This is a genomic window from Pseudonocardia sp. TRM90224, from assembly GCF_021245725.1.
Taxonomy (GTDB): domain Bacteria; phylum Actinomycetota; class Actinomycetes; order Mycobacteriales; family Pseudonocardiaceae; genus Pseudonocardia.
Map to the genome: position 1 here is coordinate 20,109 of NZ_JAJGSX010000045.1, position 26,410 is coordinate 46,518.

The window sequence follows — 26,410 nt, forward strand, 5'->3', positions numbered from 1 at the left end:
ACCTCACAGTTGATCCGGGGGCGTCAGGCTATCCACGGCAGGACGCCGGGAGCGCCGGCGCCGCTCGCCGGTCGGGTGATTCGGGGCATTGCCCACCGCCAGGTGCCGCTGCTAACCTGCGCTGTCAACATTTTCTGACAGGTGAAGGACTGCGTTTTCACGTGAAAGGCGACGAGCTGCTGGTTGTGCTCTCGGCACTGGCCAACCCGATCCGGCTGCGGATCGTGGCGACGCTCGCGACGGGGCGCGATTACGTCAGCCACATCGCGCGAGAGATCGAGGTCAGCCGGCCGCTGGTGCACATGCACCTGCAGCGGTTGGAGGCCGCCGGCTTGATCGTCGGCAGTCTCGAATTGTCTGCCGACGGCAAGGCGATGAAGTTCTACGAGCTCGCCGACATCGACGTCCACCTCACCGCGGCCACGCTCGCCGGCGCGGCCGCTTCCCTCACCGGTCCCGACCAGGCGAAGAGCCCCGTCTCCGAGGAGCAGTCCTGATGGTCGACAAACAGCGAGTCAGCGGACCGGAGGCGACCGCCTTCATCGGCCTGGTCGCCGGCGGCGCGTTCCTGGTGGCGGCCGTCACCGGCGCGCTGCTCGAACTCCGCAAAACCAAGATCCAGGCCATGCAGCACGACGACCTGCGACAGCTCGTGCAGCGCTACGAGCACCTCGCCGAGACCAGTCTCGACGCCCAGCAGCGTGCGGCCGCCGACATCGTGGAGCTCCGGGCGCGCGCGGCGGCGATCGAGCAGATCCTGCGGACCGTCGAATGAGCGCCGAGAGGTCGGGTGAACGCGCGGCGAGTCCGCTCCTGCCTGCGACGATGCGGGCCGTCGTGCAGGAGGCGTACGGCTCCTACAAGGTCCTCGAAATCCGGGACGTCCCGGTGCCGGAGCCGGCCGAGGGCGAAGTACTGATCAAGGTTCACGCCAGCTCGCTCAACGCTGCCGACTGGCACGTCATGGCCGGCGAGCCGGTGCTCGCGCGGTTGGCGCTCGGTCTGCGCCGCCCGAAGGAACAGGTCCAGGGCAGGGACGTCGCGGGACGTGTTGTGCGCGTCGGGGCCTCGGTCACCGCGTTCCGGCCGGGCGACGAGGTGTTCGGCCGGCCCGGCCCGCAGGTGCTCAGCGGCGGTGGGTTCGCCGAGTACGCCCGCGCTCGCGTCGACCGGCTGGTTGCGAAGCCGGCGGGGATCACGTTCGAGCAGGCGGCGGCGGTGCCGCTGGCCGGCAACACGGCGCTGCAGGGCCTGCGGCACTACGGCGAGGTTCGAGCAGGGCAGAAGGTGCTGGTCAACGGCGCCTCCGGCGGGGTCGGCACGTTCGCGGTGCAGATCGCGAAGGTGCTCGGCGCGGAGGTCACGGGGGTGTGCAGCACTCGCAACGTCGATCTCGTGCGCTCGATCGGCGCCGACCACGTGATCGACTACACCCGTCAGGACGTCACCGATCTCGGCGTCCGCTACGACGTCGTGCTCGACCTGGTGCCGTTCCGTTCGGTCTCGCGCGTGCGGCGGATCCTCGAACCCGGCGGGACGTTCGTGCTCGGCGGCGGGGGCGGCGGGCGCCTGCTGGGGCCGTTCCCGGTGATGCTGCGTTCGAAGATCGTGGCGCCGTTCGTGAGCCAGCGGTTCACCGGGCTCGATGAAGTGCCCGACGCGGCCAGCCTCGGCCGGCTGGCCGAGTGGGTCCGGGATGGCAAGGTCAAACCGGTCGTCGAGCGCGTCCATCCGCTGTCCGAGGTGCCCGAGGCCATGCGCTACCTGGTCGAGGAGCACGCCAGCGGGAAGATCGTGATCACGGCGAAATGAGCGCGATTGCGAATGGATCAACGTTCATGCCCATCTCGCTCGCGGAGCCGCCCTGGTGAGCGTCGACGGTGTCGGCTCTAGTGTCGAGACGAGTGGTCGTTTACTATAGGATACGCCATTTGCACCATAGTTGGCGTGCAGTTGCTCACATCCACTTCGTCGCTTGGAGCTCGAATGAAGCTTCCTGTCGCACTCGCGTTGGTCATCGGCGTGATCGGCGCCATCCTGACCTGGCTGTATGTCGGACCATTGGCAGCAGCCGGCCTGTTCATCCCAGCCACCTTCCTCGGCGCGGCGAGCTACTTCACCGCGGGCGGCACGACGGCCAGCCTGGTCCCGTCGATCGCCTCGAACATCTGGGGAATCATCGGCGGCGTCATCGCGCTGCTGCTGGTCGGCATGTCCGGCGGAAACACGCTGCTCATCGGCCTGTATGTAGGCATCATGACGGCGATCGTGATCCTCGGCGCGCTGGTACCGCTGCTGTCGCACGTGCCCGGCACGGTATTGGGATTCGCAACGACTGCCGCGTTCGGGCTGCTCACGAGCGCGGCGGCGCTCGACTTCGCGCTCGGCACCGGTCCGTTCACGGTGATGGTGCTGTCGTTCGTGATCGGCAACCTGTACGGCTGGGTCAGCAGCTTGCTGGTCGGGCGTCTGGTCGGCAGCCCCTCGTCCGACACAGCGGCCGCAACGTGATGTTCGGGGCTTGATCATGACCTGATCACCGGGGCCCGCGCCCCCGATCGGGAGCTTTTCAGAACGGTGGAAATCAGAAATGCCGCTCACGCTGGTGATACATGATCGTGGCCAGGACCCGCCGGTGTGATGTGTTGTCGGGGCGCAGCTGCAGCTTGCTGAAGAGTCGATTGATGTGGCACTCGACGGTCTTCTCGCTGATGCGCAGCTGCGTGGCGATCGCGTAGTTCGACAGGCCCGCCGCGATGAGCCGATGGATGTGGGCCTCGCGGGTCGTGAGCACCGGGCTCACCGGTCGACCCGGTAGGTGACGTAGTACGCCGAGCGTTCTGCGACGGAGATCGCGAGCTTGGTGATCTCGCCGGCGCCGCTCTCGTCGAGCAGGATGGTGACCGCTCCTACCAGGTCGCTCGCGGAGATCCGATCGTGGTCGTAGATCGACAGCGTCGCCGGGGCCGCGACCGAGACCCCGGGCCACACGGACTGGCCCGCGCTCATGTCGACCGTTCCGCCCGCACCTGGCCATAGGGCCTGGTCGATGTCGCCGCTGGTGTCGACGGTGAGGAAGACGTTGTCCGGCTCGGGACGGGCGTTGTCGATGGCCGTCGCAACCCCGGGCTTCGCCATGACGAACTCGTCGAGCACAAGTCCGTCGAGCTGCTCGGGCCGGATGGTCCGGTCGAGCCCGGCGAACGCGTCGAGCGCCTCGACGCCCGCGGACGACGTCAGGCACCACACGCGGATGACGGTGGCGGTGGCCATGGCCCAACGGTGGCAGCGTGATCACGGCGGATCCATGAGGACACCCACCCAGGAATGCCGCCGCGATACCCCAATTACTACCTGTAGCTCCCGCTACGCCTCGTAGCGGCGCAGGGCCTCGGCCCTGGTGTGCGCGCCGAGCTTCGTGAAGATCGCTTCGGTGTGCCGCGCGACGGTCTTGGGGCTGATGTGCAGGCGGCCGGCGATCTGCGGGCCGGTCAGCCCCTCGCGGAGCAGCCCGATCACGTCCTGTTCCCGGGCGGTGAGGCCGTGGCGGTTTGTCCGCGTCGCGCCCCGAGGACCGCGGACGCCCAGCCGGAAGCCTGCCGCCTTGAGCTTCGCCCGTGCCCTGGTCGCGGCCGGTCGGGCGCCCAGCTTGCTGAAGGTCTCCAGCGCATCGGTCATGGCGTCGACGTCGCCGCCCAGCCGCGCGAGCGCGGCGTCGTACGGGCTGCCGATCTCCGTCCACCGCTGCGCGGCGGACGCCCAGTCGTCGCCCTCCTCGCGCTTCCCACCGGCGATGTCCACCCAGCGGGCCAGGAAGCCCGCGGTCCACGGCTCGCGCCCGTCGCGCGCCGCGGCGAGGCCACGACGTGCGATCCCGGCGGCCGCGGTGTCGTCGCCGTCGAGCCACGCGACCTCGGCCATCGCCTCCCAGACAGGGGCGAGGCGCACGAAGTCGGTGGGGTGGCCGTACGTGACCGCCTCGGCCAGCAGGGTGTGCGCGCCCGGCTCACCACGGCGCGCGCGCACCAGCGCCAGCGCGACGAGCGCGAAGATCCGGCTCAGCGGTGCGCCCAGCGGGGCCGCAAGCACCTCCTCCGCCTCGGCCGCGGCGTCGTCCCACCGGCACTGGTGCACGAGCCCCAACGCGTGTGACGAGGCGAGGAAGCGCAGGAACATGTCCATGTCGTAGTCGCGGCAGTACGCCCGCGCCCGCTCGGCGTAGCGCTCGGACCGCGCGAAGTGCCGGTGCACCGCCGCCACCCCCGTCGCGACCGGGCCGAACATCCCGGCCTGCTCCGGCAGGTCGTGGTCGACCGCGGCCTGCCAGGCCTGCTCGACCTCGTCCCAGCCGTCGTCGTGGCACAGCACGCGGACCAGGCCGGCGTGGAACCTCGCGCGCACCGCCACCTCGACGTTGCCCAGCGTCCCGCCGAGCTCGACGGCCCGCTGCGCGGCAGTGACCGCCTCGTCGAGATCGCAGGCGAAGCAGTGCTGCTCCGCGAGGTTCGCGTAGGCCCGCGCGAGCGGCAGGGACGGGCCGGCGGCGGCGAGCAGGTCGACGGCGCGCAGCCCTTCCGCGAGCGCGCCTCGTCGTTGCGGCCGAGCAGCCACAGCATGTACGAGGCCCACCGGACGTCGTCGCCCTCGCGCAGGCGGTCGCCCTCCTCGCGGCGCAGCCCGGCGGCCTCCCGCCAGGCCGCTTCGGCGGCCGGGATCTGGTCGATCAGGTAGAGCGAGTAGGCCTGTCCTTCGAGCAGCTCGGCGCGGCGGTGCCCGCGGTGGGCGCCGGCGTGTCGCAAGGCGCGGCTGTACTGCGCCGCGGCCTCCCGGTGGGCACCGAGCGATGTCGCCCGTCGGGCCGCGCGGAGGGCGAACTCCCGCACGGCCGGCTTGTCGCCCGCGTCCTCGGCGAGCGCGGCCAACCGGGGGAGCTCGTCGGGCGAGACGTCGGGCCCGCGCATGGCCGCGAGCGCCCGGCCGCTCAGCTCGAAACGCCGGATGTCGGCCACCGCGGCCAGCACGGCCTGGCGGGCCAGCTCGTGCCGGAACGAGACGGCGAGACCGGCTGCCACGAGCACGCCGCTCTGCACCGCCGACTCGACGGCGAGGCCGTACCCGTCGCCCAGCACCGCGTGCAGCACCTGGGCCGGCGCGGGGGAGCCGAGCACGGCCACCACGTCGACGACCCGCCGGGACTCCGGCGACAGCCGGGCCACCCGCCCCAGCACGGCGTCCCTGATCGATGCTGGCGTCCCGGCCGCCCCCGCCGCCAGCAGCTCGGTGACGAAGAACGGGTTGCCGCCGGTCACCCGGTACAGCTCGTCGGCGTCGGCCCGGTGCGTCGCTGCAGGTGCGGCCGCCGACGCGAGCGCGCGGACGGCGTGCGGGCTGAGCCGGTCGAGGCCTTCGCGATGGGTCGACGCGGTGTGCGCGAGGTCCCCGAGCACGACGGAGAACGGGTGCGCCGGCCCGACCTCGTCGTCGCGGTAGGTCGCGATGAGCGTCGCCGGGGTCGCGGAGATCCGCCGGCCCAGGTAGCGCAGCAGGTCGAAGGTCCCGCTGTCGGCCCAGTGCACGTCCTCGAAGACGATGACGGTCGGCCGGCTGCTGCGGTCCAGCTCGTCGAGCAGCGCCGCGAACACGGTATTGGGCGGCGCCGCCCCGTTCGCCGCTCCCTCCATCGATCGCGCAACGGCCGGGCCGAGCCGAGGTGCGATGTCGACGAGCGGGCCCAGCGGCCGGGGCGTCGTCAGCGGGTCGCAGGATCCGACCAGCACCCGGGCGTCCGGCCCGATCCGCTCGGCGAGGCTGCGCACGACGGAGGTCTTGCCGATGCCGGCCTCGCCGTAGAGCAGGACGAGCCGGCCCTGCCGTGCGGAGGCCCGTTCCACGTGTGACAGGAGTGACCGGAGAACGCTCTCGCGCTCGAGCAGGGCAGCCACCCCAGAAGTAAACAGGGTCGGGTGGTGGCGACAAAGGACGGCCAGCGATTCGTCCTCGTTCGGACAGCCAACTCTCACCGTTTCGGCAGTGTGCGGGCCCGGCCGCGTCGACATCATTGCGATTCCGGCAATGGCGGCGTCGATCGCGGCCATTGCGAATCACCATCGTTCGGAGGAGTTGTCATGGGCTGGTACCTGAAGGTGCTCAAGCAGTACGCCGATTTCCGCGGCCGCGCCCGACGCACCGAGTACTGGATGTTCACACTGGTGACCGTGCTCGTCGCCGTCGTGCTGTCGGTGCTGGATCACGCCCTGTTCGGGGCGGTGACATTCGGGTCCGTAGGCGAGATCACCGGCCTCGGCTGGCTCTACGTCATTTACATGGTGGCGACGTTGATCCCCAGTCTTGCGGTCAGCGTCCGGCGGCTGCACGACATCGACCGGTCAGGGTGGTGGGTGCTGATCGGCTTCGTTCCGCTCGTCGGTTTCATCGTGCAGCTCGTCTTCGCCGTGACCGAGGGCACCCGCGGCGCCAACCGGTTCGGTCCCGACCCCAAGCGCGGTGCGATGGTCTGAGCAGGTTCAGGTAGCAGCGAGTACGTGGCGCCGGAACCACGCTGCCAGCCCGGCGTCCACCTCGCGGGTCAGCGGCCGCTGCGGCGCCGGCTCGATCCCGGGCTCGTCGGCGAGCGGGTGCTCCAGCCCCGGGATCGACAGCAGCTCTGCTGCGTTGCCCATGGCGTCACCCACGGCGTCGACGAGGTCGATCGCGTCGGCGCGCAGGTCGGGATGGTCGCGCTCGCCGCTGACGACCAGCAGCGGCGCGCGGCCGGCGATGGAGCCGGCCTTGGCGACGAAGTCGAGGCCGTCGACGATCCGCTCGGACCCGGCGTCGTACGGGTAGTCGCCGGGGAACAGCCGCACGACCGACCGCATCCTGATCGCGGGGTTCACCAGCGCAGCGGCGAAGACCGGGATGTCGGTCTCGGCGAGGATCGTCAAAGCTACGGCTCCGCCCAGCGAGCCGCCCAGCACACCGATCGGGCCGTCGGCGACCGGCAGCTGCTCCCGGAGCGACGCCAGCGCTGCCGGGAACTCCTCGGCCGCCTGCTGGACGAACGGGTGCAGGAAGGCCAGCAGCGGGTCCTTCTGGAACAGCGCCACGACCGCGTCCGTCTTCCCGTCGACCATGCGCGCCCCGCACATCGGCATGCCGAGGTGCACCCGCCACGCGGGGACGTCGTGCATCGGCAGCGCGGCGGCGAAGGCGGCGTCCGATCGCGGCGCGTCCAGCATGTGCCAGGTGACGATCAGCGGGGCGGCGCCCTCGCTGTCGCTGGCGCCGTCGGCCGGCGGGAGCGCGGTGAACGGCACGCCGGCGGCCGTGCCCGTGATCGGTGGGTGCATGCGGTCACGTTAGGGCGGCTGCGTGCGGCCGGACGCCGATATCGCCTGCGGCGAAACGTTCGCGGTCGGCAAAAGCGGATGTCGGATCCGGGCGGTGCTGGCACCGTCCTGACGATGGGCGACCCGGCTGCGAGCCGCGACGCGGCGCTCGGGCGTCCGGTCGGCCGCCGCTGGGGCGCGTTTGCGGTCGTGCTCGTCGCCAGCTTCATGAGCTCGCTCGACGTCAGCGTGATGGCCGTGGCGGGCCCGGCGGTGCAGCGTGGGCTCGCTTCGAGCCCGGCGCAGGTGCAGTGGGTCATCACCGGTTACGCGTTGACGTTCGGTCTGGGACTGATCCCGTTCGGACAGCTCGGCGACGCCATCGGCCGTCGACGGGTCTTCCTGTTCGCGCTGGCCGGGTTCGTGCTCAGCAGCGCCGCGGCGGGCGCGTCGCCGACCCCGGTGATCCTGATCGTGGCCAGGCTCGTGCAGGGGCTGTCGGTGGGCGCCATGGTGCCGCAGTGCACGGCGCTGGTCATGCAGCTGTTCCCGGACGCGGATCGGGGTCGGGCCTTCGGCACGATGGCGGCCGCCGGCGGTGTCGCGATGGCATCCGGGCCGGTGGTCGGCGGGGCGGTCCTGACGGTCGCCGGTGAACCGGACGGCTGGCGCTGGACCATGCTCATGAACGTGCCGATCGGCGTCGCTGCGCTGATCTTCGGCATGTGGTTGATCCCGGCGTCCGATCGTCCGCGCCGGCACACGTTCGATCTTGTCGGAACCGCGCTGCTCGGCATGTCCGTGCTGGCAGTCCTGTTGCCGCTCGGGGAGTCCGCGTCGGGCGGTCTGGCCCGGCTGTGGTGGTTGCTGCCCATCGGGGTGGCATTGGGAGCGGTCTTCGTCGGCTGGGAGCGGCGGTTCGTTGCCGCGGGGCGTGAACCCGTGCTCGACGTCGGATTGCTATCAGGATCGCCGGGTTTCGCGCGCGCGGTGGGCGTGGCGAGCTCGTACTTCGCCGGGTTCAGCGGTGTGTGGCTGTCGTTCGCCCTGTTCTTCCAGGACGGGCTCGGCCACAGCCCGTTGCAGTCGGCCCTCGCCGTCACGCCGTTCGCCGTCGGCGCGACGGTGGCCGCATCGCGCAGCGGCCGCCTCCAGCGCAGGTGGGGCTACCGCGTCCTGATCTCCGGCCTGAGCCTCAGCCTCGTCGGGCTCGCGGTGACGACCGCGCTGCTCGTCGTGGTGCCGGGCGGTCTCGTCGCAGGTGCGGTGGCCGCGCCGTTGTTCCTGGCCGGAATCGGCGGCGGGCTGGTCGTGGCGCCGAACACGACCTCGGCCATGCGGTCCGTTCCGGCGTCGGATGCCGGCGTGGCCAGTGGCGTCCTGCAGACCGGGCAGCGCATCGGCGCCGCCATCGGCACCGCCGTCGTGGCAGGCGTCTACTTCTTCGTCCGCGCCGCAACGGGAGCCGACGCGCAAGCCATCGCGGCCGCGGTCGCCGTCGCGGCGCTCGGTGTGGCGGGTGCGCTGGCGATCGCCCTGCGGCGCCGGGCTACCTTCGATTAGGCGAGTAGCGCCGCCTACGCCGATGGGAGTACGCAGAAAGCCTCCCCCAGTACGACGCCGTCGATGTTGATGCGAAAGCGGCATGTTGCTCGGAACTGTGATCGTCCTTATGGGCCGAACCACTCACCGATGACGGCGCGTAGGGCGTCCACGTCGGGGTGTGGGTCGTTCGAAGCCCATGCCACGTACGAGTCCGGGCGGAGCAGGAGAGCGGTGGTGTCGGTGTCGGCCTTGGCGTGGATGACCTCGACGTCGTCGCTGCCGCTGTCGAGGTCACCGCTCGGGGTGAGATCGATCAAGATCGGCCGCCCTTTTCGGACCAGCTCGGCCAGTCGAATGATGCCGTCCGGTCCGTGCAGCTCGAGGTCGGGTGCAGGCCAGCCGGCGAGGGGGTGGGGCATGTCGCCGGCTGGGTAGCGTACGTCCGCGCCTGCGACGAGCTCGGCGAGCTTTTGCACGACAGCTGGTTGGGCGAGCAGTTCACCGAACAGTCGGCGCAGACCGGTGACCTCATCGCCGGGGGCCAGCAGCGCCGCCTGGGCTTGGGAGTACGTGACGGTCCGGTCAGCGACCGGGCGCCGCTCGGTCTCGTATGTATCGAGGACATCGATGCCGGTCCTGAACGCAGCTGCGAGCTTCCAGCCGAGGTTGATCGCGTCCTGCATGCCGAGGTTGAGGCCGGTCCCACCGGCGGCGAACACGTGTCCGGCGTCGCCGACGAGGAACACCCGGCCGGATCGGTAGCGCTCGGCGACCCGGGTGCTGCCGCCGTTGATCCGACGCAGCACGTGCGGACCATCGCCAGATGGCCGTTCGACCGGGACGTCGACGCCGAGCACGCGGTTGATGCTCGCCCGCATCTCGCCGAACGTCATGGGCTCTTCGGATACCGGCTGATCCCATTCGACGGTGGCGACCAGTGGTGCGTGCCCGGGGAGTGGTGCGTAGGAGAAGCCGCCACGCGCCGTGCGGATGGGCAGGAACGGCATGACCGGCCCGTGGCCGGGCACGTTGAGCGCGCCGCTGGCCGGGTCGAGCCAGTCCGTCGGGACGGTGGCGTGCGCCGCCCGACTGGTGGTCCGGTCGTAGGTGACACCTGGGAAGCCGATGCCGGCGGCCTTGCGGACCGGACTGTGCGCGCCGTCTGCGCCGACGACGTAGCTGGCGCGCAGCTCGTATGCCTGTCCGTCGGGGAGGCGAGCGGCAATCGTGACGCCGTCGGCGTCCTGGGTGAGGCCGACGAACTCGTGACCGCGACGGATCTCAACACCGAGTTCACGAGCGCGTTCTTCCAGTGTTCGCACCGTTGCGAGCTCGGGTACCGGAGCGCTGTACAGCGGACTGGCCTCGAGCAGGCTGAGGTTCAGCGGCATCGCAGCGAACATGAAATAGCCGCTGTTTGGCTGCGGCGGACCGGGCCGACCGCTGAGCCGCTCGAACAGTCCGCGCCGGTCGACCATCCGCACGACCTCGCCGACGAGGCCGTTCGATCGCGGTTCCGTGCTCGGCTCGGTTCGACGTTCGAGGACGACAGCACGTACACCGCCGAGCGCGAGTTCGCAGGCGGTCATCAGGCCGTTGGGGCCACCTCCGACGACAACAACGTTTTCCATGAGATGTGCTCCTTCTGAGCATGCTGGATCAACTGCATTCCGCCGGTTGTGCAACGAATCAGCCGGGAGTGGGCAATCCGGCGCGGATCTGATCGAAGACCTCGTGAAGTTGCGACACAATCGATCGATCGGGATTGCGCGTCCAGCGCGTCATCGCTGTGTCGACCGCGGCGCCTACTGTCGCAGCAACGAGCTCTGGGTAGAGATCGGTGTCGGCAACACCTGTGCGGCCGGCGATGGTCGCGGCCAACTGGGCCTCCGCCAGGGAACGAGCACGAAACACCTCGTACCGGATCTCCGGCTCAGCCAGCAATTTTTGCAGATCCGTGACCTGGACGTCGCCGCGTGCCGGGATGTTGGCGGGTTCGAACTGGGCTACCACCGCGGCGGTCAGCGCATCCCAGAGCGGTTCCGCTTTCGGCCGTTCCTGCAGGACCTCGGCGATGCGCTGCCCCCGGTCGACGTGCGCCGCAACGATTGCTTCGGCTTTGCTGCCGAAGTAGTTGCGAAACGTGCGTGCGGAGACGTTGGCCGCGGCGGCGATCTCGTCCACCGACACGTTCTCCAGCCCGCGCTCCAGTGCGAGCCGGATGGCGGCGTGACTCAACGCGAGGCGGGTCTCACGCTTCTTGCGCTCGCGCAGGCCGGGGACCGACATGCGAGCGAGTCTAGCAAAACGTTCCATGTTGGCAAACTTGCCAGACTGGAAGCGTTGCTGATGGTGGTCCTCTACAAGATCTTCGTGCCTTAAGTAGTCGGCTACGCTGTAGCGGTGGACCCCGATTTCGCCGACCGGGTGGTCGCCCAGTGGGGCCGCGAGCGACCCGAGATGCCGCTCGACTCGATCGGCGTCGTCGCCCGCGTGCTGCGCATCGCGAAACTCGTCTGGGACGTGCGGCGCCGCACTCTCGCGGCACTCGACATGGACAGCGCCACCGTTGATCTGATCGCGACACTGCGGCGCAATGGTCCGCCCTACTGCATGACGCCGTCCGCCCTCGTCGACGACATCCTCGTGAGCGGGCCTGCGATCACCCAGCGGGTCGCGCGTGCCGAAGCGCTCGGCCTGGTGAGCGTCGAACGGACACCGTCAGGGCGTCGCACGGTCCACGTCACCCTCACGTCGGAGGGTCACCGGACGATCGAGCGCAACATCGAGGAGCTCATCGAACAAGAACGCGCGCTGCTGGTCGGCCTCACCGATGCGGAACGCGCCGAACTCGAGACATTGCTCCGCAAGCTCCTGATCACCATGTCACCGGACGGCCGGTCAACCCCCGATCGATGAGCCTCTGCTCGGCCTACGGCGAGCCCAGCATGGATCCGGGGTCGATGCCGGCGGGTGGCTCCGTGTCGGAGAAGATCACCTGCGGGATCGAGTCGGCGCTGTTGAGGGCCCAGAGACCGACGACGTCGACGGCGGCGAAGACGATCGTGGCGAGGATCGCGACGGTCAGCCGGCGGCGGCGGTAGCGGTCCTTCCACCCGGCGCTGACCCGGGCGTAGGACTGGTCGTCGTGGACCTGCACGCCATCCGCGAGGGCGCTGAACGCCGATCGCAAGTGCTCGTCGGTGAGCGGGCCGGGGGAACCGCCGGCGGGACTGCTCATCGGCGCTCCTCGTACCTTCCGCGTCAACGCCGCCGGTCCACGCGAGACGTGGACCTTGACCGAGCCAACCCTAACACCCGGCGCGCTCGCGATCTCGCTCAATCGACCCCGGCAGCACCGCGCGGTTGCTCGGCGCGTGGGAGCCCCGCTGCATCGAAGATCATCGTCAGGCCGGCGGCCACGACGAGGTTGAGCACCAGCGCGAGCATCCCGACGGAAACCGAGAACGAGGGGAAATGGACGAGTGAGCTGAATCCGCCGGCCACTGCGAGCCAGGTTCCGCCGGCCATGCCGACGGCCCAGCCGGCCAGTAGGGCGCGGGGGTGCAGCCAGTTGGTGAAAAGGCCGATGGCGACGGTCGGGAGGGTTTGCAGGATCCAGAGGCTGCCGAGCAGTTGCAGGTTGATCGCGACCTGGTCGCGCAGGCCGAACACGAATCCGAGTGCGGCGACCTTCGCCAGCAGCGATACCCAGCGGGCTACCCGTACCTCGCCCTTCGGGGTGGTGTGCGGGGCGAAGAACTCGACGTAGACGTTGCGGGTGAACAGCGCGGCGAGCGCCACCGACATCACGGCGGCGGGCACGAGCGCACCGACGGCGATCGCGCCGAACACGGCCCCGCTGGCCACCGCCGGGAGCATGTGCGCGACCAGGAGCGGCGCTGCCACCTCGGCGTTCCCCGGAGGAGCCGCGATGCCGGCCGCCAGCGCGGCGACACCGAGCAGCCCGAACAGCCCGAGCACCATCGTCCAGGCGGGGATGCCGATGACGGCCCTGCGCAGCGTCTCGGGCCCCTTCGCGGCGAAGGCGGCGGTGAGGACGTGCGGGTACATCGGCAGCGCCAACGCCGAACCGAGCGCGAGCGTGGCGAACGCGAGGTACTCCTCCGGTTGGATCAGCATGTCGACGTGCGGCGATCCGACGGCCCGCTCGGAGGCGGCGGCGAACATCGGACCGAAGCCGTCGAACTCGCGCAGCACCGCGAGCGTGAACCCGAACGTGGCGCCGAAAACCAGCACACCCTTGGCGACGGAGATCAACGCGGGAGCCCGCAGCCCGGTGTTGAACGTGGCGACCGCGAGAACGGCGAAGACGGCGGTCAGCGCGAGGTCGCCGACGATCCCCGCCGGGTAGAGCCCGACCGCGAAGAGCACGGCCCGCACCCCGACGAGCTGCAATGCGACATAGGGCATCGTGGCCAGCATCCCGGTCAATGCCACGGCGAGCATCAGGCCGGGGGAGTCGTATTTGGCGCGCACGTGGTCCGCGATCGTGACCGATCCGGTGCGTCGGGCGGCGGCCCACATGCGGGGCAGCAGCACGAAGAGGATGGGCGCGAGCATTCCGGTGTAGGCCAGCGAGAAGAACCCGAGCGCGCCGACCCCGAAGGTGCGCCCCGGAACGGCGATGAACGTGTACGCGGTGAAAACGGAGCCGCCGAGCAGGAACCAGGTGATCACGGCGCCGTATCGGCTGTCGGCGAGCGCCCAGTCGCGCATGTCGGGCAGTCGGGACCGGCGGTGGAAGCGCCGGGCAGCCAGGGCCAACAACGATGTTCCGGCGAGCACGGCAATGAGCGTGAGAGCAGAGTCGAGCTCCTCCACCGGCCCCCCTTGCCCGCGTGCAGGGTGATCTCCCGCGACGGAGAATAGGAGTCGGCCGCTGCGGCTGTCCATCGGCTGGAGGTGTTCGGGCAAAAATCTTCCGCATCGGTGTCAACCCGAAGGGCATCCATCGCAACTGGACCTTCGTCCGGCCGGCGGCAATGATGCCGTGGGTGGCGAGGGGAGCGCGTCAGATGAAGTTCGGCGTGTTGGGCGACGTGCGGCGACTCATCGCAACGGGCTGCCTGATCGCCCCGGTCGTGGGGTTGCTGGCGGTGCCGCTCTATGCGGGGTCCGAGCCTCGACTGGCCGGACTGCCGCTCTTCTACTGGTACCAGCTCGCGTGGGTGCTGGCGACGCCGGCGTTCCTTGGGATAACTCTCCTGATCAGGCGCCCACGACCGGCCGACGAGCAGGTATGAGCCCGGACCAGGAGATCGGCGCGACCTGCGCGATCTGAAATTCGGTGGCGGGGTGAGGTACCCGCGCTGATACCGTGCCGGCGATCGCGACCCGGCTGTTGGAGGTGGGACCCATGCTCGTAGTACGCACGTGGGTGCTCCCCTCTCCGTCTCGATCGGGCGACTGACGCAGGTGTCGCCAGGAGCGCCTCCCACCAGGCACTCCTGAGAGGGCGAACCTATGGACCCTTTGCAATTCAATGCAGGGCAGTTCAACGCAGGGCAGTTCAACGCAGGGCAGTTCAGCGCGGCCGCACCCGCGACCGTCGGCACCCGGGCGGTGCTCACCCGGGTCGACGACCAGCGGTGGCAGGCGGTGGAGGACGACCGGACGGTCGGCGAGGGCGAGGCGTCCCGCCGGACCGACGGCCGGATCTTCCTCAGCATCGACACGTGGCACGGCGCGGTCTTCGACCGGCTCGCGGCCGCGATGCTGGCGGACCTGCCGGGCCCGCTGTACACGATGGTCGACGAAGCCGACCACGACCTGACGGCCCGCTGGCAGCGGGCCGGCCTCACCGTCCGGCGCCGGGAAGTGGAGTACCACGCCGCCACCGAACAGTTGATCACCGGCCTCGGGCCGGGGCCGGCGCCGTCGGGGGTGACGATCCTGGGCCTCGGTGCGGCGCGGGAGCCCGCGCTGCGTGAGGTGTACGAGACCGTCCGCGCCGAAGTCGACGCCCGGCTGGGCTGGGACTCGATGCCGGTCGAGGTGCCACCCCGCCCGGTCGGGGCCGCGCTGGACCCGTCGAGGTACGCGGTGGCCGCAGTGGCAGACCGGTACGTCGGGCTGGTCCGGGTGGTGTCGCGCCGGCGGCACGCCCGGATCGGGTTGCTCGCGGTCCGCGAGGACCAGCGCCGTCGGGGCATCGCCAAGGCGATGCTGGCCGAAGTGCTGGGCGCGCTGCACCGCGCCGGCGTCGAGACGGTGTCGACCGAGGTGGACGAGCGCAACAGCGCAGCGACGGCGCTGTGCGAAGGCATCGGCGCGCAGCGCGTGAGCAGCGCGCTGGAAATGGTGCGTGGCGCATGACCAAGTCAGCAGGGGCCATCGAGGTCGACGGCACCGTCATCGAGTGCCTGCCCAACGCCACCTTCAAGGTGGAGCTGGAGAACGGGCACAAGGTGCTCGCGCACATCAGCGGGAAGATCCGCAAGCACTACATCAAGATCGTGCTGCTCGACCGCGTGCTCGTGGAGCTGAGCCCGTACGACCTGAACCGGGGCCGGATCCTCTTCCGGTACCGGACGTAGCGCTCGATCCCACACAGCCGATGGTGCCGTCACACGGGTCATGCCCTGTGTGACGGCACCACGAGGTGTGTGAGCAGGGCCGCCGCCTCGTCGTCGCGGCCCGCCGCCCGGAGCGTCTCGGCGTACGTCGGCCGGAAGTCGATCTCCATCTGCCTCTCGGCCAGCGGTTCCAGCAGCTCGAAGGCACGCCGGTGGTGGTCGAGGCCCTCCTCCGGCCGGCCCGCCAGGCGCATCGCGACACCGAGGTAGTTGTGGCACAGCGCCTGGTTGTGCGGGAGGTTGTGCTGCTCGGCCAGGAGCAGCGCGTCGTGCAGCGCCTGCAGTGCCTGGTCGGGCTCGTCCGGTGCGAGCGCGACGCCCAGCGTGACCAGCCCGGTGATCCGTCCAGGCCCGTCGGCCACCGCGATCGACGCCCTGGCGAGCTCGACGGCCTCGGCGCGCTGCCCGAGGCGCAGCGTCACCCAGCCCTCGAACGCCAGCGCCTGCGCCTGCCCGGCGCGCACGCCCATCGACTCGAACAGCTGGCGGGCCCGGCGGAACCGCTCCTGCGCCGCTGTGAACTCGCCGAGGTCGCGGAGGACGAAACCGGTGCGCAACGCGAGACCGGCCTCCAGCGCGACGTCGTCGGGCCGGCACCGCTCGGCCTGCTCGTACGCCGCGAGCGCGTCGGTGAGGCGTCCGGCGGCGGCGCGCGCGAAGCCGAGGTCGGAGAGCAGCGCCGCCTGCTGCTCGTTGCGGCCGAGCCGGCCCGAGGCGGCCGCGGCGGCGTCGAGCAGCCTGATCTGGTCGTCGGTGCCGCGGTGCCGGAAGAACCAGACCTGCATGGCCTTCGGCAGCCCCGCCACCACCTCGTCCACCCCGAGCCGCACGGCGGCGTCGAAGCCGGCGATCAGGTTGTCGTACTCGGTGTCGAACCAGGCCATCGCCGTCGCCGGGTCGCCCGGCGCCGGGTTAGGCCGGTGCGGCGAGGGAAGCGTCCGGTCGTGGGCGACGGCCTGGGCGAGGTAGTGGTCCAGCACCCGGCGCAGCGCCGCCTCGGCCTGGGGTTCCTCGTCGGCGGCGAGGTCGGCGGCGTACCGGCGGAGCAGGTCGTGCATCCGGTAGCGGCCCGGCGACGACTCCTGCACCAGGTGGGCGTCGACCAGCTCTTCGAGCACCTCGTCCACCTGGCGGGGCGGGACGTCGGCCAGTGCGGCGGCCGCTGCCGCGTCGAAGTCGGCCCCCGGCAGGACGCCCAACAGCCGGAACAAGCGGCGGTGGCCGGGGTCGAGCTGCTGCAGCGACATTCCGAACGCCGCGTCGAAGCGGCCCGCGTTGTCGCGCAGCCGCTCGGCCAGCACGGCCACCGTCCAGCCCGGCCGGTGGCGCAGCCGGGCGCCCGCCATCCGAAGCGCGAGCGGGAGCCCGCCGCACTGCCGCAGCACCTGGGCCACCGCTTCCGCCGCTTCCGCCTCGGTGGGGGCGAGGCCGGCGGCCGTGCCGAACAGGTGGGCGGCGTCTCCGTCGGTGAACGGCACGAGCGAGACGGGCGGCACCCCGTCGAGGCTCACGAGCCGCGACCGGCTGGTGATGAGCACCGCTGACTTTCCTGCGCCGGGCAGCAGCGGGCGCACCTGCTCGGCGTCGACGGCGTTGTCGAGCACAACGAGCGCCCGCCGGCGCGAGAGCTCCGAGCGCCACAGCGCTGCGCGCTCGTCGGCGTCGCCCGGGATCCGCGTGAGGTCCAACGCGCCCAGCAGCTTCCCCAGCGCCGCCTGCGGCTCCAGCGGCTCGTGGCCGGGTGTGAAGCCGTGCAGGTCGAGGTACAGCCCGCCGTCGGGATACGCCGGGGCGAGCCGGTGGGCGACGTGCACCGCGAGGCTGGTCTTCCCGACCCCGGCCATCCCGTCGATCGCGACTGCGCCCACTGTCCGCAGCAGCTCCCCGACCAGCGCGTCCTCGGTGTCGCGGCCGGTGAAGTCGATCAGGTCGGCGGGTACGTCGTTGCGGCGCGGGGGAGGGGCCGCGCCGGCCTTGGTCGCCTCGGCCCACAGGGGGCGCAACGGCCGCGGGTCGCGGCTCACGGCCCGGCACAGCGCGACGACGGCCTCCCACGGCGGCACGAGTTGCCCGCTGAGGTACCGGGAGAGCGACGAGCTGCTGAGCTGCGCCTCACGGGCGAGCGCACGCAGGCTGAGCCCGCTCAGCTCCTTGATCCTGGCGAGCTGGCCGACCAGTCGGTCGTGGGGGCTCGACACGTGCAACACGCTACCTGTCCCGGCCCACCCGAACGGATCGGCGCGATGTTTGCGCTGGTCAGGTCGTTCCCGAGTGTCCCACGGTGTCCCACGGACCGCGCGCGGCACACGGCGCCGATGGTCGCATTCCTCCTGTCAGCAACGCCCCACAGCAAACAGGAGAAGACGATGGCGACGCAGCGGATGCCCAACCCGGCGGCTCTGGTCCCGGGTGCGACGGAAGCCCTGATGGCACTCAACTCGGCCATCGGCAGCGCCGGGGTCGACGGCACGGTGCTGGCGCTGAGCCACCTGCGGGCCAGCCAGATCAACGGTTGCAGCCCCTGCGTCGCCGGCGGCGCCGCGCACGCCCGCAGCAGCGGCGCGACCGAGCAGCAGGTGGACGCCGTCGCCGCATGGCGCGAGACGCCGTGGTTCACCGACGAGCAGCGGGCCGCGCTGGCGTTGACCGAGGCCGTGACCCGGCTCGCCGACCGCTCGGACCCGGTGCCGGACCAGGTGTGGGACGTCGCCGCGACGCACTTCGACAAGGACGAGCTGGCCGCGCTCCTGCTGAACATCGCGATGGCCAACGCCTTCAACCGGCTCAACGCGCCGACCCGCCAGCAGGCCGGTGCCTGGTGACCACCTCCCCGACCCCAACCCCGACCCCGTCCGACCAGCTCGAACCAACCCGGAAGGACAGCACCATGGCCACCACCGAGAACCCCCAGAACAACGCCAAGTACGACGGTTTCACCGACGAGGAGCGCGGTGCGATGAAGGAGCGCGCCAAGGAGCTGAAGACGCGCGCCAAGCGCGGCGCCAAGGCCGACACCGAGCCCGAGGTGCTGGCAAAGATCGCCGAGATGTCCGACTCCGACCGCGTGATCGCCGAGCGGCTGCACGCCGTGATCAAGGTGACCGCGCCCGAGCTCACGGCGAAGCTCTGGTACGGGATGCCCGCCTACGCCCGCGACGGCAAGGTGCTGTGCTTCTTCCAGAGCGCCGGGAAGTTCAAGACGCGCTACGCCACCCTCGGCTTCAGCGACGAGGCGACCCTCGACGACGGTGCCCTGTGGCCGACCTACTTCGCCCTGAAGGAGATGACCGACGAGGTCGAGGCCCGGATCGGCGAGCTGGTGCAGCGCTCGGTGGCGTGACGGGTCGGGCCGGTCGGGTCAGGCGTCCTGGCCCGACCGGAAGTAGGGCGAGAAACCGAGCCGGTTCAGCTCGCCGTCCCTGTCCATGAACCACGAGCTGATCGCCGGCCAGCCGCAGCTGCGGTCGGGATCCCGACCCGGTTCGGAGCTCCCCGGCACCCGGCCGATGACCTCGAACCCGTGGTCCGCGGGGCGCTCCCGAGCCGACTCGATGACGACGGCGTCGGTTGCCGCCGTGTCGGCGATGTCGGGGATCGCGGCAAGCCCCTCCGGGCTCGGCAGCGCACGCTCGGCGTAGTCGAGGATCCGGATCAGCGGGCTGCGCTGTGCTGCTGTGTCGATCATCGCGGCGACCCTGACCAGGAAGATCCGTCCGGATCGGGCGCGATACCCGAGAACCTCCCCTTCGCTGAGCGAGGAGACGGGCCGAGCGGGCCGCCGGACGCGCCGCGGCGCCGGCTGCGGTCCCACGAGCTGCTGGCGCACCCGATCGAGCGCCGCAGACCGCGCGCGGGCGGCCTTTTCGCCGACCGCACGCCACCGGTCGACGTCGGCACCCGAATCGAGTATCGCCAGCGCGGTGCGGAGGGTCTGGTCGTCGAGGCGCCCCAACTTCGACTGGGTGTGTGCGAGCGCGAGCCAGAAGACGGCCACCTCGTCGGGATCGTCGAGCGCCTCGGCGAACGCGGTCAGGACGAGGTCGCGGGCGGCTTCGGCACTGGCCCCATCGGCGACGGCGTCCGGATACGCGTCCCGCACGTCGCACGCGGTGTCGTCCGAGAACAACCCCGGCCCGTCTGCCCCCACGGCCGCGACCGTACTCGATCACCCGCGGACTTCGTCGAGCGCGGCGAGGTGTTCGGCGACCGTGCCGAGAGTGACGAGACCGCTCGCCGCCCCGGCCTGCTCGCCTGCTGCGGGGGTGAGGGCGGCGCTGACCCGGTCGGCGGCGGCGCAGTCGGCGGCGGTGCGGCCGGCGATCGCGATCGCGGCTCGGGCCATCAGGCACCAGTGCAGTTCCTGGAGCAGCCCGGGCGGCGGGTCGGGGAGTTCCCGCAGCAGCCCGGCCGCCCGTCCAGGATCGCTCGGGGCGAGCAGCAGCGGCGCCGCCCATCGCTGGTGCGACCCGAGCCCATGCGTGTTGTCGACCGGCGAGCCGTCCCGGAGGGCGACGCACAGCCGGGCGAGCGCGGGCAGGCCGGCCGTGAGACCGGGCATGCCGGCGCCGTCGAGTGCGCGGATCGCGGCGTCGTAGGTCGCCGTTCCGCGCAGTGCCCGGTACCAGCTGGTGAACAGCCCGACGAGCGGTCGTTCGTGACGGGACGCGAGATCGTCGAGCGCGCCGGCGTGCTCATCGGCTCCGGCGAAGTCGCCGAGCCCGCTGCGGGCCTGCAGGCGGACGAGGTGCCCGAGCACCTCGGCGTTGGGCAGGTCGTTGCGGGTGGCGAGGTCGACCAGCTCCGCGCCGATCCGGTCGCGCGCGGATGCGAGGCCGGTGCGGTGGAACGTCTGCATGAACGAGCCGTTGAGGGCGAAGGCCAGCAGCGCCGGGTCGCCGATCGCGCGGGCGAGCCGTTCGGCTTCGACAGCGGCCTCGCGGGCACGTGGGTGGCGGCTGCCGCGTGACTCCAGCGCGATCGTCGCGAGCAACCGGGCCCGCGCCGCGGCGCGTTCGGACGGGACTCGGGTGAGCGTGCGTTCGGCGGCCTCGACGACGGCTGCGGCCTGCTGCGGGTCGTCCGAGCTGGTCCAGATGGCCGGCACGTCGTAGGCGCCGATCACCCGGGCCGTCAGCTCGGGGTCGCCGAGCGTCTCGGCGGCGCCGATGACGCCGACCCGTTGCCGCTGCGCGGCTTCGAGTCCGCTCCCGCCCGTGGTGGCGAGCGTCCGCAGCAGCCCGACGGTGGACTCCAGCCGGGCCTGCCGGCCGACGCCGACGTCGTAGGCCGTGGTGGCCCGCGTCCAGACCCGGTCGGTCGGTCCGACGTCGACGCCGGGGTGCGGCACCTGCCGCAGGATGTCGGCCTCCAGCCGGCGCAGCGCCGGCCCGGGATCGATGCCGAGCTGTTCGACGAGCACTGCCCGCGCCCTGCGGAGCACGGCCAGCGCGTCGCCCTGCCGATCGGACCGGTGCAGCGCTCGGGCGAGCAGCATCCAGGACTGCTCGCGCCAGGGATGGGTCTCGACGTGGGCGTCGAGGTCGGGGACCGCCTCGGCCGCCCGGCCCGATGCGACCCGCGCCTCGCCGAGCCGCTCGACCGCGGTGGCGTGCAGCTCGGTCAACCGGCCGCGTTCGGCGCGGGCCCAGTCCTGGTCGGCGACGTCGGTGTAGGCCGGCCCACGCCACCACCCCAGCGCCTCCACCAGCTGAGGTACCGACGCCGTCGGCCCGGTGGTCGCGGCCTCGAACCGGGCGGCGTCGGTGTCAGCACGCAGGGCGTACCCCGGGCCGTCCGTCACCAGCAGCGTTGCGGGGGAGCGCGGTGGCCGGTCCGGCTCCAGGGCCCTGCGCAGCGCGCCGACGAACGTGCGGACCGCGGAGAGCGCGCCCTCGGGCGGCAACGTCCAAAGGTCGTCGACGAGCGTCGTCACGGGCACCACCCGGCCACGGGCGACGAGCAGCCTGGCGAGCACCGCACGATGGCGCGGCCCGCGCAGCGGCAGCGCTGCACCGGTGGCGTCCCACGCGGTGACCGGGCCGAGCACCCCGAACGTTGTGGACGGTGTGCTGCTCATCGGTTGCTCATCGTCCCCGCTCATCGTGGCGGCATGACCCCCGCCATCGCCGGCTTCGCCGAGCACCGTATCCGCGTCACCCCCGACGTCTCGCTGAACGTCGCCGTCGGCGGCGGCGGCGACCCGATCGTGCTGCTGCACGGCTTCCCGCAGACCCACCTGATGTGGCGGCACGTCGCCGCCGACCTCGCCGCCGACCACACCGTGATCTGCCCCGACCTGCGCGGGTACGGCGCGAGCGACAAGCCGGCCGAGACGGGGCGCGACGTCTACTCCAAGCGGACCATGGCCGCGGACGTCGTGGCGCTCGCCGGCGCGCTCGGCCACGAGCGGTTCGCGCTCGCCGGGCACGACCGCGGCGCGCTGGTGGCCTTCCGGGCCGGGCTCGACCACCCCGACGCGGTCAGCCACCTCGCGTGCCTGGACGTGCTGCCCACACTGGACATGTGGGGCGTCATGCACGGTGTGTCCGCCGCGGTGGGCTTCCACCTCTACCTCATGGCCCAGCCCCCAGGGCTGCCGGAGCGGCTGATCAGCGCGGCGCCGGACGCGTTCTTCGGGCACTTCCTCGACGTGTGGACGGCCGATCCGTCCGCGCTACCGGCCGACGTGCGGGCCGCCTACCTCGATGCCTGCCGGTCCGCGGTGCCCTCGATCGTCGCGGACTACCGGGCGTCCGCGGGCGTCGACGTCGAGCACGACCGCGCCGACCGGGCTGCCGGCCGGCGGCTGGTGATGCCGGTGACGGTGCTGGCTCAGGACTGGGGCGCTGCGCTCGGCTTCGATGCCGCGGCGGTGTGGCGAGCCTGGGCGCCGGACCTCGACCACGTCATCCTCGACGCCGGGCACTTCATGGCGGAGCAGGCGCCGGACGACACCGCTGCCGCGCTCCGCAACCTGCTCACCCGGAGGGGCGATCACCGCCGGGCGTCGTAGCTCTGCCGCGCGACCAGCACCTCGGCGATGTGCTCCTCGGCCCAGCGGCTCAGCACGAGCAACGGGCCGTGCAGGGTGCGCCCGAGCGCCGTCAGCTCGTACTCCACGCGCGGCGGCACCTCGGCGTACGCACGACGTTCGACGAGGCCGTCACGTTCCAGGTCGCGCAACGTGTCGGTGAGGACCTTCCCGCTGATCCCCTCGACCGCGCTGCGCAGGTCGCCGAAGCGCATCCGCCCGTCGCCGAGCACGCTGACGATCATCGCCGTCCACTTGTTGGCGATCCGGGCGAGCGAGGTGCGCGACGGGCAGGTGGCGACCAGCACGTTCCAGGCGGGCTGCTGTGACACGTGGCACATCCGTCCGATAGTTACGTTGAGGTAATTGGTTACTGAAAGAGACTATAGGCGCTCACCAGCGAGAATCGAACCAAGGAGATGACCGGACGTGAGCACCACAACCCCGCTCGAGGTCGTGCGGCGCTATTTCGACGCGCTCGCGGCGAAGGACTTCGCCACGGTCGCCGGCATGCTCGCCGACGACATCGTGTGGCACCAGCCTGGCGCCAACCGCTTCTCTGGCACCCACCACGGCAGCGCCGCAGTGGGAGAGATGATCGGCGGGATGATGACCGTCAGCGAGGGCACGTTCGAGCTCGCGACCATCGGCGCTCCCATGGTCAACGGCGCGCTGGTCGGGGTTCCCGTCCACTTCACCGGGAAGCGGGAGGGGGCGGCGATGGCCCAGGACGGCATCGACCTGCTCAGGATCGAGGGCGACCGGATCGCCGAGGTGTGGCTCTTCTCGTCCGACCCCCGGTCCGAGGATGCGTTCTGGGGTGCAGCCTCGGCGTAGTTGGGGCAGACAGGCCTACCTGCCCGCGTGATCCTGGCGGGGTCGGGGCGAGCGCGATGGCGCACCCGTCGACGTCGAGCGCTCCGTACGCGCTCGACAGCATCGTCCCGACCTCGCCTGCGCCGGCCTGATCACCGGTCCGCCCTGATCACCGGTTCTCGCGGATGGTCCGCAGGATGATCCGGTACTCGAGCAGCGACGTGGCGGCCGCACAGATCCCGGCGAACAGGCCGACCAGCATCCAGGTCGGGACGCTGTTGGACCAGCTGGTCGCGATGACCCACACCACGAGGACCAGCACTCCCATCAGTGCCACGGTGAGGATCATCGGAAGCACGACCGAGGGCTGGAGATCTTTGCCGCTCACCCCCAACCTGGGGTAGACGACGGTCTGTTCGAGGACCGCCCACGGCACGAGGACCGCCGCGCACGCCCACATCGCTCCGGTCATGTCGGGCTGGATGTACCCGGCTGCACCGAGCGCGAGCACGGGCAACAACACCAGCAGTGCCAGGTACCACTTCGGTAGCGGGCGGGGTGTCGGGGTGTCAGTGGGAGAGGTGTTCTCGCTGGTCGGGAGTTCGTTGTGGTTGGTCATTCGAGGCTCCAGGTTCGTCGGATCGCGGTACCGATGAGCCTGCTCGGCGCGCCCGTCGACGTCATCGCCAGCAGGACGGACTCCCCGCTATGTCCCAAGGCGGACTCGACGACCGCACTAGCCTCCGGTGCATCCGAGTTGGAGGGGGACGGGCGATGGATGCGACCGACGACACCGGGGCCACCAGCAGCACGCCGACGGACGGGGGATCTCCGCCTCCGCAAGCGCCGTCGCACTCGCTCGGGCCGGACGCCGTGGCGATCCTGTCCACCGAGCACTGGAGCCTGCTCAGCTCGCGGTCGTTGATCTGGAGCGAGGCGATGAACCGCAGCACGGTCTTCCTGAGCCTGCTCTCGGCGACGATGGTCGCGCTGGCGCTGCTGGCCGACACGAACGACTTCGGCCGCCGGACCACAACCCTCGCGTTGGTGCTGCTGCCCATCGTGCTGCTGCTCGGCGTCGTGACCCACGTGCGCCTCGTTCAGATCAACAGCGAGGAGGTGCGGACGATGCTGGCCATGAACCGGCTGCGCAATGCCTACCTCGAGATCGCGCCCGACCTGCGGCCCTACTTCAGCACCGGTTTCCACGACGACGAGCGCGGCCTGGCCGCCAGCTACCTGATGTCCGGGACGCGACGGATGCGGCCGTGGCGGCAGTTCCTGCAGGCGATGGCGACGCTCGTCGCGACCGTCGACGCCGTGCTCGCCGCGACCATCGTGGTGATCGCCGTGCAGGCCGCCGGCGCGTCGACGGGCCTCACCGTCGTCGCCGGGGTGCTCGTGTTCCTGCCGGTGTGGGTGGCCCTGGTGTTCGCGCAGCGCCAAGCGCTCCATCCGCTGCGCCGAATCGCGCCGCGGTTCCCCAGCCCACCCGAAGGTCCCTGACGGTCACGACGCCGGCCGGTCTGATGAACGACCTCACACGGCCTCATAGATCGGATGTTTGAGTCGACCGGGCTCGCGATGACCGAGTGGAGGTCGTACAAAAGCCCGAACACATTGGATGTACGACCCGCGCGAATGGGCAGCCCAGGCTCGTCGCGCCGGTGCGGCAGCCGGAGGTGGCGGTCCCTGTGATCGAGCCTTTCCTCAAGCGGAAATGACTCGCCGTAGCCCACACACAGCGCAGCGTCGTCATATCGAGTGAGTCTCGAAACGGTCACGACTCCATGTCGACGTAGCGTGACGGCGGTTGTTAGTGTGCGCCCGGTTCAGCGGCCGGTCGAGTGAGGAGACAGGGCATCGACATGTCATCAGTGACGACGGTCGAGACCGTCGCACCGCCCGTACGGACCCGGTTGCTCGGGCTCGATGCGGCCCGGTTCGTCGCACTGATCGGGATGTTCGCGATCCACGTGCTGCCGCTGGAGACGGCGGACGGCCGGCCGACGGTCACCGAACTGGTCGCGGGCGGCCGGTCGGCGGCGCTCTTCGGTGTGCTGGCGGGGGTGAGCGTGGCGCTGGCGACGGGCGGCGTGCAACGGCCGGCCGCGGGCCGGGCGCACCGCGCGGCGGCGGCCGGGCTCGCCGTGCGCGGGCTGCTGATCGGGCTGCTGGGGCTCGGGCTGATCGAGATCGGCACGCCGGCGATCGTGATCCTGCCCTTCTACGCCGTGCTGTTCGTGCTGGCAGGAGCGCTGGTGCGGCTGACGCCGCGGGTGCTGGCGGGCTGTGCGGCGGTGGCCTGCGTCGTGACCCCGGTGATCAGCTTCCTGCTGCGGCCAGGCCCGCTGCCCGACGGCTCGGTCGAGCCCACGGTCGCGACGCTGGCCGCGCCGGGGGAGTTCTTCACCATCCTGTTCGTGACCGGCACGTACCCGGTGCTGACGTGGATCACGTTCCTGCTGGCCGGGATGGCGATCGGGCGCTGCGACCTGTGGGCGCGCGCGACCGCGGTCAGGTTGATCGTGGGTGGGGTGGCGCTGGCCGTCGTGGCGAAGATCGGGTCGCTGGTGCTGCTGGCAGCGGGCGGGGCGGAGGCGATCGGCGACGACGGGCTCGAACGGCTCCTGCTCGGCGTCACCCCGACCGACACGTGGTGGTGGCTGGCGGTCGACAGCTCGCACTCGGGCACATCGTTCTTCCTCGCCGGCTCGGTCGGGACGTCGATGGCGGTGCTGGGGGCGATGCTGCTGCTGGCGCGGTGGTCGGAGCGGCTGGTCTGGGTGCCGGCGGCGGTCGGGTCGATGCCGCTGACCATGTACACGATGCAGCTGCTCGTGCTCGACGCGACCGATCCCATCCCGGCCATCTGGACGTGGGTCGGGTACGTGATCGGCGCGGTGGCGCTCGGCGTCGGGCTGCGCTGGACCGGGCAGCGGGGCCCGCTGGAAGCGGTCGTGGGTGGGGTGAGCAGCGCCGCCCGCCGGGCCGTCGAGAACCCGTACGGCCGGCACGCCATCGACGTCGGCGGGCTCCCTCGCCGATGATCAGGAGTTGCGACGGGAGCGGCTCGTCGGTGGTATAGGCCG

The 26,410-nt window shown here is 71.2% G+C and carries 30 protein-coding genes; 16 read left to right on the forward strand and 14 right to left on the reverse strand.

The features are described 5' to 3' along the window. Positions 1-161 precede the first annotated feature (161 nt). The 4 genes from LL648_RS36755 to LL648_RS36770 all read left to right on the forward strand — a co-directional run bounded on the left by LL648_RS36755 (position 162) and on the right by LL648_RS36770 (position 2,511). A complete protein-coding gene (locus LL648_RS36755) occupies positions 162-497 on the forward strand; it encodes an ArsR/SmtB family transcription factor (RefSeq protein ID WP_232667453.1) in 336 nt (111 codons plus the stop codon). Next, positions 497-775, forward strand: coding sequence for a hypothetical protein (locus tag LL648_RS36760; RefSeq protein ID WP_232667454.1), 279 nt, complete (start codon positions 497-499; stop codon positions 773-775). The genes LL648_RS36755 and LL648_RS36760 overlap by 1 nt, the downstream gene beginning before the upstream one ends. After that, positions 772-1,812 carry an NAD(P)-dependent alcohol dehydrogenase gene (locus LL648_RS36765; RefSeq protein ID WP_232667455.1) on the forward strand — a complete coding sequence of 347 codons (1,041 nt, stop codon included), beginning with the start codon at positions 772-774 and terminating at the stop codon, positions 1,810-1,812. The genes LL648_RS36760 and LL648_RS36765 overlap by 4 nt, the downstream gene beginning before the upstream one ends. A gap of 135 nt (positions 1,813-1,947) precedes the next feature. Further along, on the forward strand, positions 1,948-2,511 hold the full coding sequence (locus LL648_RS36770) for a DUF1097 domain-containing protein (RefSeq protein WP_232667456.1): 564 nt from the start codon (positions 1,948-1,950) through the stop codon (positions 2,509-2,511). Between the two features lie 73 nt (positions 2,512-2,584). On the opposite strand, the gene LL648_RS36775 is transcribed toward LL648_RS36770, so the two are convergent. From LL648_RS36775 to LL648_RS36790, 4 genes are all read right to left on the reverse strand, one after another. Beyond that, positions 2,585-2,803: a helix-turn-helix domain-containing protein gene (locus LL648_RS36775; protein ID WP_232667457.1), complete on the reverse strand. Its 219-nt coding sequence runs from the start codon at positions 2,801-2,803 to the stop codon at positions 2,585-2,587. After that, entirely contained in the window at positions 2,800-3,273 is a 474-nt protein-coding gene (locus LL648_RS36780; protein ID WP_232667458.1) for a hypothetical protein, read from the reverse strand. Before LL648_RS36780 ends, LL648_RS36775 begins: the two co-directional genes overlap by 4 nt. 93 nt (positions 3,274-3,366) lie before the next feature. After that, a complete protein-coding gene (locus tag LL648_RS36785; RefSeq protein ID WP_232667459.1) occupies positions 3,367-4,176 on the reverse strand; it encodes a helix-turn-helix transcriptional regulator in 810 nt (269 codons plus the stop codon). Then, positions 4,059-5,942, reverse strand: coding sequence for an ATP-binding protein (locus LL648_RS36790; protein WP_232667460.1), 1,884 nt, complete (start codon positions 5,940-5,942; stop codon positions 4,059-4,061). Before LL648_RS36790 ends, LL648_RS36785 begins: the two co-directional genes overlap by 118 nt. Positions 5,943-6,125: 183 nt before the next feature. On the opposite strand from LL648_RS36790, the gene LL648_RS36795 reads away from it, so the two are divergent. Further along, positions 6,126-6,518 (forward strand): DUF805 domain-containing protein, encoded by a 393-nt coding sequence (locus LL648_RS36795; protein WP_232667461.1) that lies wholly within the window; start codon positions 6,126-6,128, stop codon positions 6,516-6,518. Positions 6,519-6,524: 6 nt separating this feature from the next. Here the strand turns inward: LL648_RS36795 and LL648_RS36800 are convergent, their stop codons facing one another. Next, entirely contained in the window at positions 6,525-7,349 is an 825-nt protein-coding gene (locus tag LL648_RS36800) for an alpha/beta hydrolase family protein (RefSeq protein ID WP_232667462.1), read from the reverse strand. A 114-nt stretch (positions 7,350-7,463) separates the two neighbouring features. Between LL648_RS36800 and LL648_RS36805 the strand changes: the two genes are divergently transcribed. Then, positions 7,464-8,891, forward strand: a complete 1,428-nt coding sequence (locus LL648_RS36805) for an MFS transporter (RefSeq protein WP_232667463.1) — start codon at positions 7,464-7,466, stop codon at positions 8,889-8,891. 107 nt (positions 8,892-8,998) lie between these two features. Here the strand turns inward: LL648_RS36805 and LL648_RS36810 are convergent, their stop codons facing one another. Together LL648_RS36810 and LL648_RS36815 are read right to left on the reverse strand one after the other, a co-directional pair. Beyond that, positions 8,999-10,504 (reverse strand): FAD-dependent monooxygenase, encoded by a 1,506-nt coding sequence (locus LL648_RS36810; protein ID WP_232667507.1) that lies wholly within the window; start codon positions 10,502-10,504, stop codon positions 8,999-9,001. A gap of 58 nt (positions 10,505-10,562) precedes the next feature. Beyond that, positions 10,563-11,162 carry a TetR/AcrR family transcriptional regulator gene (locus LL648_RS36815; RefSeq protein WP_232667464.1) on the reverse strand — a complete coding sequence of 200 codons (600 nt, stop codon included), beginning with the start codon at positions 11,160-11,162 and terminating at the stop codon, positions 10,563-10,565. Between the two features lie 171 nt (positions 11,163-11,333). Between LL648_RS36815 and LL648_RS36820 the strand changes: the two genes are divergently transcribed. Then, complete coding sequence (locus LL648_RS36820; protein ID WP_232667465.1) at positions 11,334-11,792, forward strand: MarR family winged helix-turn-helix transcriptional regulator; 459 nt, start codon at positions 11,334-11,336, stop codon at positions 11,790-11,792. A gap of 13 nt (positions 11,793-11,805) precedes the next feature. On the opposite strand, the gene LL648_RS36825 is transcribed toward LL648_RS36820, so the two are convergent. Both LL648_RS36825 and LL648_RS36830 read right to left on the reverse strand, forming a co-directional pair. Then, entirely contained in the window at positions 11,806-12,114 is a 309-nt protein-coding gene (locus LL648_RS36825; RefSeq protein WP_232667466.1) for a hypothetical protein, read from the reverse strand. A gap of 98 nt (positions 12,115-12,212) precedes the next feature. Further along, positions 12,213-13,718: a sodium:solute symporter family protein gene (locus LL648_RS36830; protein WP_232667467.1), complete on the reverse strand. Its 1,506-nt coding sequence runs from the start codon at positions 13,716-13,718 to the stop codon at positions 12,213-12,215. Positions 13,719-13,912: 194 nt separating this feature from the next. On the opposite strand from LL648_RS36830, the gene LL648_RS36835 reads away from it, so the two are divergent. From LL648_RS36835 to infA, 3 genes are all read left to right on the forward strand, one after another. Beyond that, positions 13,913-14,140 carry a DUF3311 domain-containing protein gene (locus LL648_RS36835; protein WP_232667468.1) on the forward strand — a complete coding sequence of 76 codons (228 nt, stop codon included), beginning with the start codon at positions 13,913-13,915 and terminating at the stop codon, positions 14,138-14,140. A 220-nt stretch (positions 14,141-14,360) separates the two neighbouring features. Next, positions 14,361-15,212, forward strand: a complete 852-nt coding sequence (locus LL648_RS36840; protein WP_232667469.1) for a GNAT family N-acetyltransferase — start codon at positions 14,361-14,363, stop codon at positions 15,210-15,212. Beyond that, positions 15,209-15,433, forward strand: coding sequence for a translation initiation factor IF-1 (infA, locus tag LL648_RS36845; RefSeq protein ID WP_232667470.1), 225 nt, complete (start codon positions 15,209-15,211; stop codon positions 15,431-15,433). The genes LL648_RS36840 and infA overlap by 4 nt, the downstream gene beginning before the upstream one ends. 38 nt (positions 15,434-15,471) lie before the next feature. On the opposite strand, the gene LL648_RS36850 is transcribed toward infA, so the two are convergent. Beyond that, positions 15,472-17,670: an ATP-binding protein gene (locus LL648_RS36850; RefSeq protein ID WP_232667471.1), complete on the reverse strand. Its 2,199-nt coding sequence runs from the start codon at positions 17,668-17,670 to the stop codon at positions 15,472-15,474. A 168-nt stretch (positions 17,671-17,838) separates the two neighbouring features. Between LL648_RS36850 and LL648_RS36855 the strand changes: the two genes are divergently transcribed. Together LL648_RS36855 and LL648_RS36860 are read left to right on the forward strand one after the other, a co-directional pair. Next, positions 17,839-18,294: a carboxymuconolactone decarboxylase family protein gene (locus tag LL648_RS36855; protein ID WP_232667472.1), complete on the forward strand. Its 456-nt coding sequence runs from the start codon at positions 17,839-17,841 to the stop codon at positions 18,292-18,294. Between the two features lie 65 nt (positions 18,295-18,359). Beyond that, positions 18,360-18,812: an iron chaperone gene (locus tag LL648_RS36860; protein ID WP_232667473.1), complete on the forward strand. Its 453-nt coding sequence runs from the start codon at positions 18,360-18,362 to the stop codon at positions 18,810-18,812. Between the two features lie 18 nt (positions 18,813-18,830). Here the strand turns inward: LL648_RS36860 and LL648_RS36865 are convergent, their stop codons facing one another. Next, the gene (locus tag LL648_RS36865) at positions 18,831-19,619 is read right to left on the reverse strand and encodes a hypothetical protein (RefSeq protein ID WP_232667474.1); all 789 of its coding nucleotides are present in this window, start codon (positions 19,617-19,619) and stop codon (positions 18,831-18,833) included. An 18-nt stretch (positions 19,620-19,637) separates the two neighbouring features. Further along, positions 19,638-21,548, reverse strand: coding sequence for an AfsR/SARP family transcriptional regulator (locus tag LL648_RS36870; protein ID WP_232667475.1), 1,911 nt, complete (start codon positions 21,546-21,548; stop codon positions 19,638-19,640). Between the two features lie 33 nt (positions 21,549-21,581). On the opposite strand from LL648_RS36870, the gene LL648_RS36875 reads away from it, so the two are divergent. Beyond that, on the forward strand, positions 21,582-22,484 hold the full coding sequence (locus LL648_RS36875; RefSeq protein WP_232667476.1) for an alpha/beta fold hydrolase: 903 nt from the start codon (positions 21,582-21,584) through the stop codon (positions 22,482-22,484). Here LL648_RS36875 and LL648_RS36880 read toward each other — a convergent pair. Next, positions 22,466-22,834: a winged helix-turn-helix transcriptional regulator gene (locus LL648_RS36880; RefSeq protein ID WP_232667477.1), complete on the reverse strand. Its 369-nt coding sequence runs from the start codon at positions 22,832-22,834 to the stop codon at positions 22,466-22,468. The two genes, LL648_RS36875 and LL648_RS36880, sit on opposite strands and share 19 nt — an antisense overlap. A 97-nt stretch (positions 22,835-22,931) precedes the next feature. On the opposite strand from LL648_RS36880, the gene LL648_RS36885 reads away from it, so the two are divergent. Further along, complete coding sequence (locus LL648_RS36885; RefSeq protein WP_232667478.1) at positions 22,932-23,339, forward strand: nuclear transport factor 2 family protein; 408 nt, start codon at positions 22,932-22,934, stop codon at positions 23,337-23,339. 148 nt (positions 23,340-23,487) lie between these two features. Here the strand turns inward: LL648_RS36885 and LL648_RS36890 are convergent, their stop codons facing one another. Next, complete coding sequence (locus tag LL648_RS36890; protein WP_232667479.1) at positions 23,488-23,937, reverse strand: hypothetical protein; 450 nt, start codon at positions 23,935-23,937, stop codon at positions 23,488-23,490. Between the two features lie 155 nt (positions 23,938-24,092). On the opposite strand from LL648_RS36890, the gene LL648_RS36895 reads away from it, so the two are divergent. Beyond that, complete coding sequence (locus tag LL648_RS36895; RefSeq protein WP_232667480.1) at positions 24,093-24,824, forward strand: hypothetical protein; 732 nt, start codon at positions 24,093-24,095, stop codon at positions 24,822-24,824. Positions 24,825-25,186: 362 nt separating this feature from the next. Further along, positions 25,187-26,368 (forward strand): heparan-alpha-glucosaminide N-acetyltransferase domain-containing protein, encoded by a 1,182-nt coding sequence (locus LL648_RS36900; RefSeq protein WP_232667481.1) that lies wholly within the window; start codon positions 25,187-25,189, stop codon positions 26,366-26,368. Positions 26,369-26,410 lie beyond the last annotated feature (42 nt).

Coding starts and splice junctions, on each gene's coding strand:
- LL648_RS36760 (WP_232667454.1), top strand. CDS start 497: ATGGTCGACAAACAGCGAGTCAGCGGACCGGAGGCGACCGCCTTCATC.
- LL648_RS36765 (WP_232667455.1), top strand. CDS start 772: ATGAGCGCCGAGAGGTCGGGTGAACGCGCGGCGAGTCCGCTCCTGCCT.
- LL648_RS36780 (WP_232667458.1), bottom strand. CDS start 3,273: ATGGCCACCGCCACCGTCATCCGCGTGTGGTGCCTGACGTCGTCCGCG.
- LL648_RS36785 (WP_232667459.1), bottom strand. CDS start 4,176: ATGTTCCTGCGCTTCCTCGCCTCGTCACACGCGTTGGGGCTCGTGCAC.
- LL648_RS36795 (WP_232667461.1), top strand. CDS start 6,126: ATGGGCTGGTACCTGAAGGTGCTCAAGCAGTACGCCGATTTCCGCGGC.
- LL648_RS36800 (WP_232667462.1), bottom strand. CDS start 7,349: ATGCACCCACCGATCACGGGCACGGCCGCCGGCGTGCCGTTCACCGCG.
- LL648_RS36805 (WP_232667463.1), top strand. CDS start 7,464: ATGGGCGACCCGGCTGCGAGCCGCGACGCGGCGCTCGGGCGTCCGGTC.
- LL648_RS36810 (WP_232667507.1), bottom strand. CDS start 10,504: ATGGAAAACGTTGTTGTCGTCGGAGGTGGCCCCAACGGCCTGATGACC.
- LL648_RS36815 (WP_232667464.1), bottom strand. CDS start 11,162: ATGTCGGTCCCCGGCCTGCGCGAGCGCAAGAAGCGTGAGACCCGCCTC.
- LL648_RS36820 (WP_232667465.1), top strand. CDS start 11,334: ATGCCGCTCGACTCGATCGGCGTCGTCGCCCGCGTGCTGCGCATCGCG.
- LL648_RS36825 (WP_232667466.1), bottom strand. CDS start 12,114: ATGAGCAGTCCCGCCGGCGGTTCCCCCGGCCCGCTCACCGACGAGCAC.
- LL648_RS36835 (WP_232667468.1), top strand. CDS start 13,913: ATGAAGTTCGGCGTGTTGGGCGACGTGCGGCGACTCATCGCAACGGGC.
- LL648_RS36840 (WP_232667469.1), top strand. CDS start 14,361: ATGGACCCTTTGCAATTCAATGCAGGGCAGTTCAACGCAGGGCAGTTC.
- infA (WP_232667470.1), top strand. CDS start 15,209: ATGACCAAGTCAGCAGGGGCCATCGAGGTCGACGGCACCGTCATCGAG.
- LL648_RS36855 (WP_232667472.1), top strand. CDS start 17,839: ATGGCGACGCAGCGGATGCCCAACCCGGCGGCTCTGGTCCCGGGTGCG.
- LL648_RS36860 (WP_232667473.1), top strand. CDS start 18,360: ATGGCCACCACCGAGAACCCCCAGAACAACGCCAAGTACGACGGTTTC.
- LL648_RS36870 (WP_232667475.1), bottom strand. CDS start 21,548: ATGAGCAGCACACCGTCCACAACGTTCGGGGTGCTCGGCCCGGTCACC.
- LL648_RS36875 (WP_232667476.1), top strand. CDS start 21,582: ATGACCCCCGCCATCGCCGGCTTCGCCGAGCACCGTATCCGCGTCACC.
- LL648_RS36890 (WP_232667479.1), bottom strand. CDS start 23,937: ATGACCAACCACAACGAACTCCCGACCAGCGAGAACACCTCTCCCACT.
- LL648_RS36895 (WP_232667480.1), top strand. CDS start 24,093: ATGGATGCGACCGACGACACCGGGGCCACCAGCAGCACGCCGACGGAC.
- LL648_RS36900 (WP_232667481.1), top strand. CDS start 25,187: ATGTCATCAGTGACGACGGTCGAGACCGTCGCACCGCCCGTACGGACC.